The sequence below is a fragment of the Christensenella sp. KGMB01412 genome (assembly GCF_055522415.1).
This window is the reverse complement of the sequence record NZ_JBVFVW010000002.1, coordinates 109,344-124,615: the sequence shown is the minus strand read 5'-3', so window position 1 is coordinate 124,615 and position 15,272 is coordinate 109,344. Positions and strand designations below refer to the sequence as shown.

General features: G+C 42.6%; 16 protein-coding genes, 1 tRNA gene and 1 pseudogene. 4 read left to right on the top strand and 14 right to left on the bottom strand.

Annotated elements, in window-relative coordinates; genetic code table 11:
- Positions 1-14: 14 nt before the first annotated feature.
- From ACS5WU_RS03730 to ACS5WU_RS03690, 9 genes are all read right to left on the bottom strand, one after another.
- A complete protein-coding gene (locus ACS5WU_RS03730) occupies positions 15-1,004 on the bottom strand; it encodes an ABC transporter permease (protein WP_302760526.1) in 990 nt (329 codons plus the stop codon).
- Positions 988-2,481, bottom strand: coding sequence for a sugar ABC transporter ATP-binding protein (locus ACS5WU_RS03725; RefSeq protein ID WP_302760525.1), 1,494 nt, complete (start codon positions 2,479-2,481; stop codon positions 988-990). The genes ACS5WU_RS03730 and ACS5WU_RS03725 overlap by 17 nt, the downstream gene beginning before the upstream one ends.
- A 73-nt stretch (positions 2,482-2,554) precedes the next feature.
- On the bottom strand, positions 2,555-3,763 hold the full coding sequence (locus ACS5WU_RS03720; RefSeq protein WP_302760524.1) for a substrate-binding domain-containing protein: 1,209 nt from the start codon (positions 3,761-3,763) through the stop codon (positions 2,555-2,557).
- Positions 3,764-3,804: 41 nt separating this feature from the next.
- Complete coding sequence (locus tag ACS5WU_RS03715) at positions 3,805-4,974, bottom strand: Gfo/Idh/MocA family protein (RefSeq protein WP_302760523.1); 1,170 nt, start codon at positions 4,972-4,974, stop codon at positions 3,805-3,807.
- Between the two features lie 228 nt (positions 4,975-5,202).
- On the bottom strand, positions 5,203-6,264 hold the full coding sequence (locus ACS5WU_RS03710; protein WP_302760533.1) for a LacI family DNA-binding transcriptional regulator: 1,062 nt from the start codon (positions 6,262-6,264) through the stop codon (positions 5,203-5,205).
- 257 nt (positions 6,265-6,521) lie between these two features.
- Complete coding sequence (locus ACS5WU_RS03705) at positions 6,522-8,102, bottom strand: recombinase family protein (protein WP_302760522.1); 1,581 nt, start codon at positions 8,100-8,102, stop codon at positions 6,522-6,524.
- Positions 8,099-8,926 (bottom strand): KilA-N domain-containing protein, encoded by an 828-nt coding sequence (locus ACS5WU_RS03700; protein WP_302760521.1) that lies wholly within the window; start codon positions 8,924-8,926, stop codon positions 8,099-8,101. The genes ACS5WU_RS03705 and ACS5WU_RS03700 overlap by 4 nt, the downstream gene beginning before the upstream one ends.
- Complete coding sequence (locus ACS5WU_RS03695; RefSeq protein WP_302760520.1) at positions 8,923-9,291, bottom strand: helix-turn-helix domain-containing protein; 369 nt, start codon at positions 9,289-9,291, stop codon at positions 8,923-8,925. Before ACS5WU_RS03695 ends, ACS5WU_RS03700 begins: the two co-directional genes overlap by 4 nt.
- A gap of 83 nt (positions 9,292-9,374) precedes the next feature.
- Positions 9,375-9,836 carry a hypothetical protein gene (locus ACS5WU_RS03690; RefSeq protein ID WP_302760519.1) on the bottom strand — a complete coding sequence of 154 codons (462 nt, stop codon included), beginning with the start codon at positions 9,834-9,836 and terminating at the stop codon, positions 9,375-9,377.
- Positions 9,837-9,929: 93 nt separating this feature from the next.
- Between ACS5WU_RS03690 and ACS5WU_RS03685 the strand changes: the two genes are divergently transcribed.
- Positions 9,930-10,151: a helix-turn-helix domain-containing protein gene (locus ACS5WU_RS03685; RefSeq protein WP_302760532.1), complete on the top strand. Its 222-nt coding sequence runs from the start codon at positions 9,930-9,932 to the stop codon at positions 10,149-10,151.
- Here the strand turns inward: ACS5WU_RS03685 and ACS5WU_RS03680 are convergent, their stop codons facing one another.
- Positions 10,152-10,808 carry a helix-turn-helix domain-containing protein gene (locus ACS5WU_RS03680; RefSeq protein WP_465088952.1) on the bottom strand — a complete coding sequence of 219 codons (657 nt, stop codon included), beginning with the start codon at positions 10,806-10,808 and terminating at the stop codon, positions 10,152-10,154.
- A 451-nt stretch (positions 10,809-11,259) separates the two neighbouring features.
- Between ACS5WU_RS03680 and ACS5WU_RS03675 the strand changes: the two are divergent.
- From ACS5WU_RS03675 to ACS5WU_RS03665, 3 genes and pseudogenes are all read left to right on the top strand, one after another.
- A pseudogene (locus ACS5WU_RS03675) lies at positions 11,260-11,541 on the top strand (plasmid mobilization protein); the annotation flags it as partial.
- Positions 11,532-12,611 carry a relaxase/mobilization nuclease domain-containing protein gene (locus tag ACS5WU_RS03670; protein ID WP_302761872.1) on the top strand — a complete coding sequence of 360 codons (1,080 nt, stop codon included), beginning with the start codon at positions 11,532-11,534 and terminating at the stop codon, positions 12,609-12,611. The pseudogene ACS5WU_RS03675 and the gene ACS5WU_RS03670, both read left to right, overlap by 10 nt.
- Positions 12,612-12,636: 25 nt before the next feature.
- On the top strand, positions 12,637-12,831 hold the full coding sequence (locus ACS5WU_RS03665) for a hypothetical protein (protein WP_302761870.1): 195 nt from the start codon (positions 12,637-12,639) through the stop codon (positions 12,829-12,831).
- A 548-nt stretch (positions 12,832-13,379) separates the two neighbouring features.
- Here the strand turns inward: ACS5WU_RS03665 and ACS5WU_RS03660 are convergent.
- The 4 genes from ACS5WU_RS03660 to ACS5WU_RS03645 form a co-directional block, all read right to left on the bottom strand.
- Positions 13,380-13,577 carry a zinc ribbon-containing protein gene (locus tag ACS5WU_RS03660; RefSeq protein ID WP_413815498.1) on the bottom strand — a complete coding sequence of 66 codons (198 nt, stop codon included), beginning with the start codon at positions 13,575-13,577 and terminating at the stop codon, positions 13,380-13,382.
- A complete protein-coding gene (locus tag ACS5WU_RS03655) occupies positions 13,522-13,698 on the bottom strand; it encodes a YjzC family protein (RefSeq protein WP_302761868.1) in 177 nt (58 codons plus the stop codon). The genes ACS5WU_RS03660 and ACS5WU_RS03655 overlap by 56 nt, the downstream gene beginning before the upstream one ends.
- A gap of 219 nt (positions 13,699-13,917) precedes the next feature.
- A complete protein-coding gene (locus tag ACS5WU_RS03650; RefSeq protein ID WP_302761866.1) occupies positions 13,918-14,274 on the bottom strand; it encodes a hypothetical protein in 357 nt (118 codons plus the stop codon).
- 769 nt (positions 14,275-15,043) lie between these two features.
- Positions 15,044-15,120: transfer RNA gene (locus ACS5WU_RS03645), tRNA-Arg, on the bottom strand.
- Between the last annotated feature and the right edge of the window lie 152 nt (positions 15,121-15,272).

Sequence of the window (15,272 nt, the reverse complement as noted above, 5' to 3'; positions counted from 1 at the left end):
TTACATTTCCTTTCTTACGCTTTTGCTTTTTCTTTATTACCGATAGATGAGTTGAGTGCGACAGCAATAATGATCAGCGCCCCGCTGACAATCATCTGCTGTGCAACACTAAGGCCTCCTAAAATCAGGCCGTTATTGATAATTCCGAGCAGGAATGAGCCTACCACTGCACCAATTACAGAGCCGGTCCCGCCGCTCATGCTCGTGCCTCCGAGTACGGTTGCCGCAATAACGTCAAGTTCTACGCCGTCGCCAAATGTATATCGCGCCGTTTGCATTCTTCCCGAATACAGAATTGCAGCAAATGCCGCAGCCATCCCCGAGAACATCATCACCAGTATTACGACCTTTTTTACGTTGATCCCGGAATAGATTGCCGATTTCTCATTCCCACCGACAGCCAGTGCCTTACGGCCAAACGGCAGGTAATGCAGGGCGAAATATCCGATGAAGAGAACGACGATTGTCCAAATAAGAAGCACCGGTACCGCGCCGCCGATATCCATAAAACCGAATAGGTTGTTGAACGTTTCATTCATAATCGGCACGGCTTTGGTATCCGTAAGCAGCATCGCAACACCCTTACATGCGTTTAGCATCCCCAGCGTAACAAGGAAAGCCGGCATTTTAAACGCTGTAATCAGAACACCGTTCAACGCGCCGATTCCGGCTCCCAGCCCAAGCGTCAGGATGACCGCCAGAAAGATATTATCCGTTGCCTGCAGGACAAGCGCGCAGACAAGCGAACATACAGCAACAATGGAGCCGATTGAAAGGTCGATATGTCCCGCCCCGATAACAAACGTCATTGCCACTGCCATAATGGAAATCATGGCTGTTTGCCGTGTAATATTGAGCATATTACTTACTGAGAAAAAATTTTCTCCCAGCCAGACCGCAAACAATACCAGTACGATCGCAAGTATGATGTATACCATATATTTGCTGAAATCAATTTGCTTTTTCCTAATAGGGTTTACGCCCTCATTAATTTTGGATTGCATGCTGCAATACCTCCTCCGATTCAATTTCACTGTGCAGGAATTCGCCGGTAACTTTTCCGTCCCTTAAAACGATGATTCTGTCGCAAACCGACAGCATTTCCGGTATTTCCGACGAAATAAAGATTACGCTTTTGTGCTGTTCCGCAAAATTACGGACCATATTGATGATCTCGCCCTTTGATCCCACATCCACTCCGGCGGTTGGTTCATCCATCATCAAAAGCTGCGGATCGGTCTTCAGCCATTTGGCAATGACCACCTTTTGTTGGTTTCCGCCGGAAAGATTACTGATTTTTGTATTGAGGCCGTCTGTTTTTACATTAAGCTCCTCAATTCCTTCCTGGGAAAGCTGATTTACGCGGCGCGAGTTGACCACACCGTTTTTGGTCAGGCCGGGCAGGTTGGGCAATGCCATATTATCTTTTACGGAGTGCATAAGGATCAGCCCCTGAAGCCGCCTGTCTTCCGGCACCAGCACTACGCCGTGCTCGATTGCCTGCCGCACGTTCCGAAAGGATACCTTCTCGCCCTTCAGCCTGATTTCACCGCCATCGGGCTTGTGCAGGCCAAAAAGCGTCTCGACAATTTCCGTTCTTCCCGATCCCATCAACCCTGCGAGACCGAGGATTTCTCCCCTTCTCAGCTCAAATGTTATATCCTGCAGCGTGTCGCCGAGCGATATATGTTCCACTTCAAGCAGTACTTCGTCGCCGACCGGCGTCTTGCGTTCTTCCCATTCCATTGCTTTTTCAACGTTTTTCCCGATCATATAATCAATCAGCATTTTCATATCGAGATTTTTCGTCTTTTCCGTTATTACCATTTTTCCGTCGCGCAGTACCGAAATTTCATCCGCGACTTTAAAGATTTCATTCATCCTGTGTGAAATATAGACGATGGAAACACCCTTTTCCTTCAGCTTTTCAATGATCTGAAATAGTATTTCCGTTTCCTTTTCCGTAAGGGATGCCGTCGGTTCATCCATAACCAAAACGGACGAATCCACAGAAAGCGCCTTGGCAATTTCAACAAGTTGGCACAGCCCCACCCCAAGGTTTTTTATTTTTTCTTCCGGATTAATGTCGATTCCAAGGCCTTCCAGTAGTTCGCGCGCTTTTCTGTTCATTTCTTTGATATCCCGGACAACGCCCTTTTTAAGCTCACGATTCAGAAAAATATTTTCTGCGACCGTCAGATCCGGCACCAGGCTCAGTTCCTGGAAAATCAGGCTGATCCCTTTTTCTCTGGCCATATTGTAATTATCGATTACAGTTTCCTGGTCATTGATTTTTATCGTTCCGCCATCGTGCGAATAAACGCCGATTAATATTTTCATAAGCGTAGATTTTCCCGCGCCGTTTCCACCGACCAATGCGTGGACACTTCCTCGCCGCAGCCTGAAATCCACTTCGTTTAACACTGTGACTCCAAAAAATGCTTTTCTGATTTTTTCCAGAGTAATGATATATTCAGACATATTCCGCCTCCCGTAGGCTGATTGGTCCGGAGCTGCGTGGCGCGGCCCCGGACCGCCATTTCCATTATGCTGCTTATTTTGCGTTTAGAATGTTCACGATTTCCTTGGGCGCTTCCGTATGATACATGTTCTGGTAGGCATCCAGCAAATTTTCCACCATGACAAATTGTCCCGGAACGGCACAATAAGTGGACGGAAGCTCTTTGCCAAGCAGGGCATAGGCTGCCATATAGGCTTCTGTCTGGCCCGCTTCATAAGAACGCGGTGCAGCCGATCCAACAATCATATCGCCTTCGGCGATTCTTCTTGCAGTACTGTCATTCAAATCTGGCGTCGCACAGACAAGATCTGTGCGCCCCGCCGTTTTTGCCGCCGATATTACGCCTTCCAGAGGAATATCCCAGCTTGCATATACTCCATCTACATCTGGGTGGTTTGCAAAAATTGCATCGCCTTGGGCTGTCGTATCGTTTTGATCCGTAAACCCAACTTCGTCTACGATTTCGATATTAGGATAGTATTTTGCCATTGTATCCTTAAATCCTTCGTCTCTCTGGTTTGTTGCATAGAAATTCGCATCATAGTAGCACATAGCAACCGTACCCTCTTCACCAAGTCCCTGGGCCAGCATATGCGCACAGCCCGCGCCAATTCCGTAATAATCGTTTGCCACCGTTCCCACATAATCAGTCCCTTCAGTGAGGCCGTTTGCGTACATTTCCATAAATACAAGCTTTGATCCGGCCTCCGACACCTTCTTGCATGTGGAAGACAATGCGTCCGCGTCGATCGGCATTACGAATACCACGTCCGGCTTAAGCGCCAGTACACTCTCGATATCTGCAATCTGCTGCTCAACAACCATATTCGCCGTCGTTGTTGCCACAGTCTTGATTCCCCATTCTTCAAGTTGTGCCTGAGCCGAAGCAAGCTTTGTCATATTAGATTGGTCTTCCTGCAAATGATAACAGAACGCAGCGGTAAAATTTCCGTCCTTCAGCTTCTGTATTTCTTCATCCGTAAGGGAAAAGTCGCTGGGCGAGCACACTTTTTCTCCGTTTGGTCCTTCGGTACTGTAAACAGTCGTAGACTCAAGGTCAAATTCAACCGTAGCCGCAGATGCCTTTGCCAGTTCGGATCCTTCCGCCCCGGCAGAAGCCGTTGCTTCCATGCTTCCTTCTGCATCCGAAGAAATTGTTTCCGCCGGTGTTCCACAGCCTGCAAAAAGCACTGCCATCATGAGGACTGCAATTACGATTGCAAAAAGTTTTGTTTTTTTCATTTTTTCTCTCCTTTTTTATTATTGAAAACCGGAATATCTTTTTATATTTCTTTCAGTTCTACCCATTTGCATTCTGCTGCAGATTTTTTAATTGCATCGATTGCCTGGCAAACTTTATAACCGCCGTAAAAATCCACATTAACCCGTGAAGGATCTCCCTCTGCGACCGCTTCAAAGAAATGTTTGAAATCAATGCACTTTTGTTCCACATAGCCAATTCCCAAATCCGCCATCGGCCACATTTCACCATAAGGTTGGGCCGGGCCCATTTTGATTGTCCTGAAACCGGCAACCTCCTCCGAGTCGCTTCCGCTGTAAAACTCAAGCTGGTTTGGACGCTCGCGTGAGAATTTAGCCGCGCCCTTACTTCCATAGACCTCAATATCAAGCGTATCTTCCTGACCGATACAAAATCTGCTGGCCCACAGCGTCGCCGTAACGCCCGATTCAAATTCGATCAGCGCCTTTACATCGTCATCCACATCGACCGCCTGCTTTGCGGTTGGCTCCCCATTCCCTCCGGAATGCGTCAGAAGGGCATTTTTTACAACTGCGCGCTCCTTTACGATGGTCTTCATTTCTGCAGATACCCGCTTCAGGTCGCCAAGCAAATAGCGGGAAATGTCGATCGCATGCGATCCGATATCCCCAAGCGCGCCGCTACCCGCGCGCCCCGCGTCGAACCGCCATTGCATTGGCGTTTCAGGGCTAAGTCCCCATGATTGGATATATCTCATCTGAAAACTGTATATCTCCCCCAGGTCCCCCCTGTCAATCAACAGCTTCAGCAGACGTACCGCCGACATTGCCCGGTTGTTATGTCCCACCGCATGTACAACGCCTGCGGCTTTTGCCGCTTCATACATTTCCAACGCATCTTCGGCGCTTACGGATAGAGGCTTTTCGCAAAAAACGTGTTTTCCACGCTTCACAGCTTCCAGTACAATTTCCTTGTGCATATCATTTGGGGTGCAAATATCAATTACATTTGTCTCGGGATCGTCAAGAAGCTCGTGCCAGTCTGTCGCACATCTGGCATAGCCATATCTTTTCTTTCCCTCTTCAGCCAGAGCCGGATCTACGTCCACAAGGCAAATCCGTTCCACTTCAGCGGCCGGAGGATAAAAGTACTTTGGATAGCTTGAAATTGCCAGAGTGTGCAATTTGGCCATAAATCCGCCGCCAATGATACTAAAACCAATTTTTTTCATCTCGTCATTCTTTCCTTTCTTTTACCGTTATTTATTTTTTGGAATCACAATGAAAACCCGTAATTACGCAAATATACGAATAAGCACTTTTTTTGTGAATAATTGCAAATAGGAATAAAAGATGGTATCCTTAATGAAGATGGACTGGTGCTATTGTTTCGATACGGCTCCTAACCATTCAGAGTGCGGACATGTTGCAGATGTCCGCACTTTTTTTATTCCACTTTTTTATAGAATCGTATGTTTTCTCGGTTGTGCACATGATCCCCTTTCGATAAGCTGCATTCCCAGCGTAATCCTTTTTTCCCCAAAGGCGTCCGCCTGTTCTTCCCGCATTACCTCAAACAGCTTTTCCGCAGCGAGTTTCCCAATACGGTTCGTGTCCTGGGCAATCACCGTAAGCGGCGGATTCAAAATGTTTGCCAGAGCAAAATCGTCCCACCCAATCACACTGATATCATCAGGAATCCTCAGGCCCAATTCGTTGATTGCCAGCAGGGCTCCAATACACAGCAAGTTGTTCAAAGGAAAAATTGCGGTTAATTCTTTATTTTTTTCAAGCAAATCCTTTGTGCAGAGCCGCCCTTCCTCGATTGCTATTACATTACCAAATCGTACGTACTCCGGTTTAAATTCGATCCCATGGTTCTCCAACGCTTTCCGGTAACCGTCGACACGCTGTTCCATCGGGCTTGTCTGCAGCCCCGTAATAATACCTATTTTGGTATGTCCTTTTTCAAGCAGGTAATTAGTTCCCTTATTTGCTCCTCCGAAATGATCGGTTTTAACACAAAGCTCGTCAATACTGAAAATCTCCCTGTCAATGTAAACAACAGGGACGCTTCCCGTATACAGGGATATGATTTTATCATCCAATATCACATTGCTTCTTTGTGCGGTTGCAATGATAAGCCCATCGATTCGTTTGCTGTACAGCGTTTTGAGCGCATTGATTTCTCCCTCGATGCTTTCGCCCGTATTGCTGATAATAACATTGTAATGATTCTCTGTGCATACCGCATCGATGCTCTTTGCTATTTCTCCGAAAAATGAGTTTGCAACATTGCCTACAATAAGTCCGATGGTATTGGTATTTTTACTTTTCATGCTCTGCGCAATCGCGTTAGGAACATAATTTAGTTCTTTGATCGTTTTTTTAACTTTCTTACGGGTTTTTTCAGATACGCTTCCATAGCCGCCGATCACACGACCGACTGTCGCCTGTGAAACACCAGCTTTTTTGGCAACGTCTATGATTGTAATGTCTTTTTTTCCGCCCACACCATTCATCGTCTTCACATTTATATTCCAATTCTGATTGCTGTATTTATTTTTTTAACTGATAACGAATAACTGAAATTGTTCTATTTGTAGCTTTATTATAACTCTTCGGTTCGAAATGTCAAGCATTTTTTGATAATGTTATCACTTTTTATACCTCTTAATTTTCCTTTTATTATAATGATTTTTAGCTTATTCGCTTTGTTTTAAAAATTATTTTTCGCATATAAATTGATAACGTTATATTTTATGTTCCATTTTTTTACTCACTGCCTCTCCATACGGATAGCTCGCCCTTCGCGTTTCGCTCGTGCTTGCATGAACCCCCGTGGGTTCGAATTCCAGACATAATAAAAAGCCATTCCACGCATTTCATGCGTAAAATGACTTTTTGGTGTAGCGGCCGTTGTCAAATCCAAACTATTGATTTCATCGAGTGTTATCGTCTTTGTGCCATCCTTGTAATTGAACGTTAGTATGATTTTATCATCATAAACGAATATCGCATTTACAAAGATATCTATAATATCTCGCTGGTATTTTATATCGTCAATATCGCCGTCCTTAAAGCGGCTGATCCAAAACACAATATGCTCTTTGGTCATATACGGTTTTGCAAGGGTTTCCTGCGTGATGCTTATGCTCAAGTTTTCCTTTTGCTCTTCCAGTTCATCAAGCCGTTGTTTGGTGGAAGGTGTAAGCAAACCCTGTTGAATGGCATTGAGCATATTCTCAATCCCTTTTTCAAATTCCTTTAACTGCCGTTCAAGCTGCGGCAACAATACACTTTCACTCTCGTGTATCTCTATGATGGCGTCCGCAAGTTTGTCAATCATATCATCCTGCAAAACGGTACTCTTTGTGTATTCCACAACAAGCCGCTCTATCAGGTCTTTTTTGATTGCCTTTTTCGTGCATCCCTTACGCCGCTTTGCGTTTCCACACTTGTAATAATGGTAAATCCTGCCCGTTGCGCTTGTACCGCTTTCCCCCGCCATGATCATGCCGCACTTCCCGCAAAACAACTTTGTTGTGAGAAGGTACTCAGCAATGGCTTTGCTCCGCGCAGGAACGCGTTTGTTCTTCTCGATACATTCCTGCACGATATTGAATAGCTCTACATCAACGATTGCCGGAATAACATCAGAAACCAAAGTATCACGATACTTGTATTCGCCAATATATTTACGGTTTTTCAATATCCGCATGATGCTGTTTATGCCCATTTGTTTGTTATGGCGTGTGCGGATGCCTTTTGCATTGAGGTCAGTTACTATGCGCTGCAAACTTTCACCATCCGCATACCGCTTGAAACATTCCACCACTACAGGCGCAGTCAACGGATCAGGATGATAGTATTGCTCTTGATCTGTCGTATAACCGAACGGTACAAGGCCGCCGTTATGTTTCCCTTTTAATGCGTTTTCCGTCATACCGCGCACTACCTTTTCTGACAATTCAACTGAGAAATACTCCGCATATCCCTCCAGCATTGCTTCTAAAATAATCCCCTCCGGCCTATCAGAAATGCCCTCTTTTGCCGACATGACTTTAACACCGTTCTTTTTTAGGATATATTTGTTCATTGCCGAATCTTCACGGCTGCGCGCAAAGCGGTCTAATTTCCAAACGAGGACAACCTCAAACAGCTTTTTGCTGCTGTCCTTTATCATGCGCCGAAATTCCGGCCGATTATCCGTCTTTGCGGAATACGCACGATCAATATATGTGCCGACAATCGTCAGTCCTATCTGCTCAGCATATACCTGACATTCGCGTAGCTGTCCCTCAATGGATTCTTCACGCTGGTTGTCGCTGGAATAACGGGCATAGATAACTGTGTTCATTCCGAATCCACCTTCGTGTTTTTAGCTTCCAGCTTGACGACGCTGGGATCATCTGTTAAAATCTGCATCTGGTTGATTGCTACAGCATTGAGTTTGGATAACCGTTCCGATTGCGCCATACCATCATTGATAAAAACTGCGTTCAGGCTTTCCAGATTGGAGAGGCACACCAACTGTGAAACATCGGCATAGTCGCGAATATTTCCTTTTAAGTCAGGATTTTTATCGCGCCATTCTTTAGCTGTCATACCGAATAGCGCCATATTCAGAATATCCGCTTCACTGGCATAAATAACATTCTTTTGATTCGCAGTGAGCTGTGGAGGAATTAAATTCTCTTTGATCGCATCCGTGTGTACACGGTAATTGATTTTCGCCAGATTACGCTTAATATCCCACCCAAGTCGCCGTTGCTCTTCTTCCTTTAACCGCTCAAATTCTTTGATCAGGTATATTTTGAACTGCGGACTAATCCACATACCAAATTCAAATGCGATATCTTTATAGGCATAAGTACCGCCATAGCGTCCGGCAGTTGCGCGTAAACCTATGGCATTGGTTTTCTTCACCCATTCCTTTACGCTGATTTTGTAGTTATTCAGTCCTGCTTGACTCCTAATTATGGCAAATTCGCCATAATTAAAATCGGGATTGTGTATCTGTTCCCAAATGCCCAAAAATTCGGCGGTATTGCGATTGCGCAACCAGTCGGAAATAAAGAAATCGCCGTCTTTGGCCTTTATCATGTCTGTAAGGGAAATGTAGTCCTTATCTTGGACTTTTAGAATTGTAATTTCTGTGTTATCTACAATCACTTTTGTCATTCTTCATTTCCTCCTGCTATACCCATCATCATTTCTTTTAGCTTTGCGTTCATGGGAGAACGAGGATCAAAACACGCTTCTATAAACTCTTTCCAGTCTTCCTCTTTAGAAAGCCGCTCTTTCAAAGCCTGTGGTTCATAGTTATATAGTTTTCCCTGCGGCTGGTCTGTACGGCAAAAAATATAATCCATAGAGACATCAAAATAATCCGCATACCAAAGTAACACTTTGTATGGCGCATCTGAATGGTTATTTTCATAACGGTTGATTGCGGATTGTACAACGCCTATTGTTTCAGCGATTCGCTTTTGTGTAAAGCCGCTTCCTTCTCTTAAAGTTCTTATCCTACTACCAACTGTTTCCATTTATAATGCTCCTTATATGAGATATTTACATGTTATCTCAATATGAAAACGTTGTCAATCTATTTTTAAGATATTATTAAATCCTATTTTGAAATTAACCAATCAGGAGAAACAAATTCGCTTGCTTGTTGCTCTGTCTCAAATTCAACTTGGGCGATCCTCTTTCCATCATTTTCTTGCAATATGGCAACGCTCGCTTTTTGGGTAGCTCCCATTTTATCAGCATATATCCATTCTTCCAAAACCTCATAATATGAGGGGCAAACAATTTTCGCTGCTTTTAATCGGCTATGAAAATATTGCTCATAGATGCGCTGCTTTTTATCTGGGTCGTTTTTCTGCTCTAAAAAATGAAGATGTGTTTGAAGGCTGGTTTCGAGTTCTGGCATATAGTAAGAAATACCCGTTTTCAAAGATTCGTATATGGTTAATTTTGTCAGTATTTCCGCACCAATTATATATTGTTCTGTTTTCATGAGCAGCTTATGATTTTCTACCCTTGCGTATTTTTCTAAATCTATATGGAACTGTAATATGATACTCATAACCAACTCACCTCGAAATAATTTTAAGGGAATAACCCTTAAGAGTCAATAAGGGATATTCCCTTATTGCATAATTAGCGTGAGGTGAAAATGATGTATGAAAGAATACGGAATTTACGTGAAGATAAAGACCTGACACAAGCACAGATGGCAGAATATTTGAATATCCATCAAACTACCTATTCAGACTACGAAATAGGAAAGTTAAACATCCCTGTTGCCATGTTAGATAAAATTGCAAATCTATTTGGAACAAGTATAGATTATTTAGTAAATCGTACGGATGATCCAAAGCCCTATTCAAAAGGAAAGTAACTATTCTGCGTCCTTTTGTTTTGTTCTGTAATTTCTTAGCGTTGCAGGGATATTTTCATTTACAATTTTTTTCGATGCGTAAAGTGCGCGAACAATCCCCAGTAGGTAAGCGTCCTCTATATCGGGTGGCGTTAGAGTTTCGTGTCCGATAAAAATACTTGGCTGTGGTAATACGTTTGCATAGGTTTTTGCGTAAATCCCATCTTTGGACGACTCTGGTGTATCTTGTTCCTCCGGCGTGGTAATACCATCTGCCTCTGTGTCAATATAAAAGAAATCAACGATACGCTCCAATAAAAAATTTGACTGTACCAGTGTACTTAACGTATTCAAATACCGCCTACTTTCCGAATCATCATCATAATCTTTCGCATAACTTTTAATCTTTTCTAAAGCGCCATCTGAAAGCCGTGTGGCTTCTTTCACGTCTTGCAATTCACGCTCTGGCGTAAAGCTCTTTCCTAGCAAGTAATCGTAAGAACATTGCAATCTGTCTGCAATAATCTCCAACACCTCTATAGAGTAACTCACCTTACCAGACATATACTTTTTTAGGCTGGATAAGCCAATTCCTGTAATTTCCGCAAATTCTTCTTGCGTGAAATCACGATCTTTTATTGTCTGCTTTAAAATAGCTCCTATTTTACCCAAATCCATAGTCTTTGCTCCGTTTTATATAAATATTCGCTCTTTATAGAGCCTTTTATTTCAACGATAATACAAATAGAAGGAAGTGTCAATCCTCAAAATTTCATATGGACGCTGCCTGTGAGATGGGACTCGCACAGGGAACAACAAACAGCGAGAGCCGCCGCCCGTTCATGCAAGGCGAACGCGCAGTGACTTGTACGACTGCCGAAACCGTCACATTCCGGATGTATGACCGATGAGCCGCTCCATTGCGTAACAAGACGCGCGGCAGAGAGGACGTGATAGAAGTGGATGCGTAGCACAACATCCACATACACACCAGAGAATCACTCTGCTGTGTATGGCAAGCTCCCCATGTGTTATAACACATGGACGCTTGCAAGGGGGATTCCCCCTTTGAACCCCCTTTTGCTCATACCGGAACGGAGGTGATAATACGGCAAACAGAAAAAGAAATCATATGGTTGGCATCATGGTAACAGATAGGGAACTATCCGTTATCCAACGCAAGGTCGACCTGTCAGGATTAAGTCAGCGCGAATTTATTTTACGGTGCATTTTGGGAAAGGACATCCATGTCAAGCATGGTGGGCGCGAAGTAGTCATTGAGCTAAAGCGGATTGGTAATAATCTAAATCAACTAACTTACAACGTTAACGCCGGATTGATTGAGGATTGCAAACCGGAACTGCAAAGTATCTATAGCGAGATGCAGGAGGTGAGAAAAACATGGCAATAATCAAAGCGGTCAATTCCAGAGCAAGCATTGCCCATGCTATAAACTACATCATCAAGGATGAAAAAACAGAATTGCGTTTGATTGGCGGGTACAACTGCAATCCGCAAACCGCCCTTGATGAAATGAAAGACACAAAACAAGCATGGGGCAAAATAGGCGGCAGGCAGTATAAACACTTCATCCAAAGTTTTCCGTATGATGAGAATATCACGCTTGATGAAGCGAACAGGATAGCTGATGAGCTGATGCGCCGCTGCTCGTTGTTCCATGGATATGAGGTCTGTTATGCAACCCACAAAGACCGCCGGCACATCCACACGCACCTGATCGCAAACTCAGTCAGCTTTGAAACTGGTAAAAAATTCCGCTACTCCAAACGACAGTTACAGGAAATGAAAGACCTTTCCGATCTAATTCTACAGGAGCATGGAAAGACCATTTGTGAGAAGAACAAAGAAATCACTTCTTTCAGAATGGGCGCATACCGTTCCATTGAAAAGGCGGCGCAGGGCAATTATCAAAGTTGGATGCTGGACACAATGGTCGCTGTAGACAAAGCTATGAAAATTGCCGTTAGTCAGAAAGAATTTATCGCCGTAATGAGTGGTATGGGTTACACGGTGGATTGGTTAGACAATCGAAAGTACATCACGTTTACCAACATCGACGGAAAGAAAGTTCGTAATAAAACTCTCTCTCGAACATTCAAAAAAGCATTATCTAAGGAGGATTTAATCAATGAATTTGGAAAAAATATTGGCAATCACAGAATTAACGCTGGAGGAATTTCTGAAGATAGTGGACGAATGGGTCACCAAAGGAATCATTCTCAAAGAAAACAGCGCACTCAAAGAAGCGCTGGTGAACTTCGCAGAAGACTTAGCGACGTTTCAAACATTGGTGAACAGTACGATGTCGGAAAACAAGCGGCAAAGCTTAGAAGTGATCGAGAAGCATTGCGAAATGCTGAACGAAAAAATATCCGAACTACTCACGAGCAACCAGCAGTTAGAAAGCAGCATCGCGTCAAAGATACAAGGGTTCACAGAGAAAACGATCTCTCTCGTTGATAATCAAAAACAACGCTTTGAAAAAATGGCACAGGACATGGCGGCGGCAACCCGCAAGTATGCCGATAAAGTGAAAGCTGACCTAGACGAAGCACGTGCTGAACATACCCGTTATATGAGCAGCCTGCGCGGTCAGAATATCGCCAAAGGTGTCTATTTAGCCATTACACCCGCGCTTGTGCTTTTTGACTTGTTATCTCGCTTTTTGGGATGGTCCTAAGGAGGAGTAACGCCTATTGAAGAAAAAGCCGCACATTGAAAACAAAATATCGGACGGACAGTCCGACATTCCCAAACACGCTCTGCAAAGCCTTGCACGCCGTTTATATCCGGCTATACGCGAATACTTTGAAAGCGAAGAAGGCCAGAGAGAATTTGAAGAATGGAAAAACAGAAAAAACAGGATAAGAAATAATCGCTAGACAAATGCCCGCCCCCGCTTGCTATACCAGCAGTCGGGTGGTGGGCTTTTTTGTATTTTTGCTATTGTCATTCAAGATGATTATAATTCTATAGCTATACATTCGTCGTAATAACAATTTTTGATCGTTCTTATAACCGTGTAGGATTTTCATCCCCTTGAAGACCGCTCTGTTATGCGATTTTCGTCATCTTGTGGCAAAGGCCAGAAAACGGCTCAACCATGCGGTTTGTGAGCAATTTTCTAATTTTACCTGTTTTGCCGTCGAAATAGTACATATACCTCACTTTTAAAAATGTTGAAAGAGCCGTTTATAATACAAAACGGCTCTTTCTCTAACAAGCTATTTAACCTATCTTGATATATGTTGTGTTCTCACACTTAGGGCAAGGTGGCAGGGTGTCCGTGTTATCATCCAGTTTCACTAATTGTCCACACGATACACACTGATATGTTCCTATTCCGGGCTTTTCACCTGTTTTATACATTTTATTTATCTCCTTTGTGTTTTGTTTTGTCAGTAAGAGTGAACGTAGTTGCCCCATGATTTCTTGTTGGCGGAACTCGTTCCCCCTTAGATAGGGTGATTTCCGCTCTATTTTTTCCAGTACCATAAACATACTGACCAGATTTTGGAGCAACGCTACCTGTTCTAATTTTAGTCATTTTTTGTCCTTTCAATTTTTATTATTTATATCAAGGTACAAAATTTCGACAAATTTCATTCTCCCTTCCGTAGCTGGTATTGCAAACACAAAATTGACATGATATACTAAACGTGGTTGAAGTGCAATCATATACAATTATATGTTTGTGCTACTGTCGAAAGAATTTGAATGGCCCACATTCAAATTCTTTTTTCATACCACAATACAGCAGATTAACTTACTTCTTAATATTATTTCTTATCCTTACAATAAGCATTCCATCTCGAGTTTCTGGAACATACCTATATGGAATTTCAGGACTAAGTTTAAAAGTCATATTAATATAACGCAATACATCTTTATTATTAATTCGCAACCATCCTTGTTTTATTTTATGTTCCCCTATCTCAAATGATTCCACTCCTTGTTCACCAAAGTGAGCTTTAAATGCTATCTCCTCATCCTCTTTATTGATTCCAATAATTATTCTCTCCGCTCCTGAAAATGTTTCAAGCGCAGCTTTATCCAACGCAATGCCCGTTTTTGATATAGTTATATGTGGTACACTATTTTCTTTTATCCACTCGAATGGCATATCCGCTCTCACTCCCTCACATCAATGGTACACTCGCAATCCCGTAATTGTCAATCAATATTTTGTCAATAATCTTCAAACTATTCATCTCGATCCATCGATACAGCTTGTTTTCCAAGACGTTCACTTCATCTGCATGTTTTTTTCAATTTTCTTATATGTAACTTCTCCGTCACTTTTATGTATTATACCACCCTTATCTTACTTTTGCAATTCATTTTACGCTATCCCAACAACATTTTATAGTTTTCTCTGCAACTCTTGATTTAAAAAGTCTCTTCAGACGATTTGCAAAGCCCTCTGACCACTTTACTATATCAATCAAGAAAAACCTTTTCCCAATTATTATATTTAAATTAAAGGCCATTGCAACCGTCTTATAATTGATAAAAAACCTTTTGCATTTTCAACATGGAGAACTTCCAATTAATATATCTATTGTTCCTCCCGTTCCACATAAGAGTTCTAAATAACCTTAGCTCTTCTATAAAACATATTTGTCTTTAATCCCAAAAATCACTTCATAACTTTGGTTGTGGGGGATCTCTTTTACACGTAACCTCATACACTCAGCGTTAAAGAGTTCCCTTCCATCTTTAACAATTAAATAATGAAGTACTTTTCCTCCAAGGATATATTAAAAGAGAAATGAAAAAACTACCAAAGGACTTAATAAAGTTGGTTATAGGCATGAACATCAAAATTAGATAACATAAACAACAAATCCGAACACTTCGCCTAAGACGAAATAGTTCGGATTTGATTCGTTTGGTGTGCCAGAAGGGATTCGAACCCCCGACCTTTTGATTCGTAGTCAAACACTCTATCCAGCTGAGCTACTGGCACATTCTTAGATTTTTGAAGCCTTATTATTGTATAATAAAGCCGTATAAAAGTCAATGACTGCGCATAAAATTCTTTCCTTGTCTTCATAATTTGTTTAGAAAAAGTTTCGTGCATTTCTCTTTTAGATACGCTATAATGACAAAATATTACAA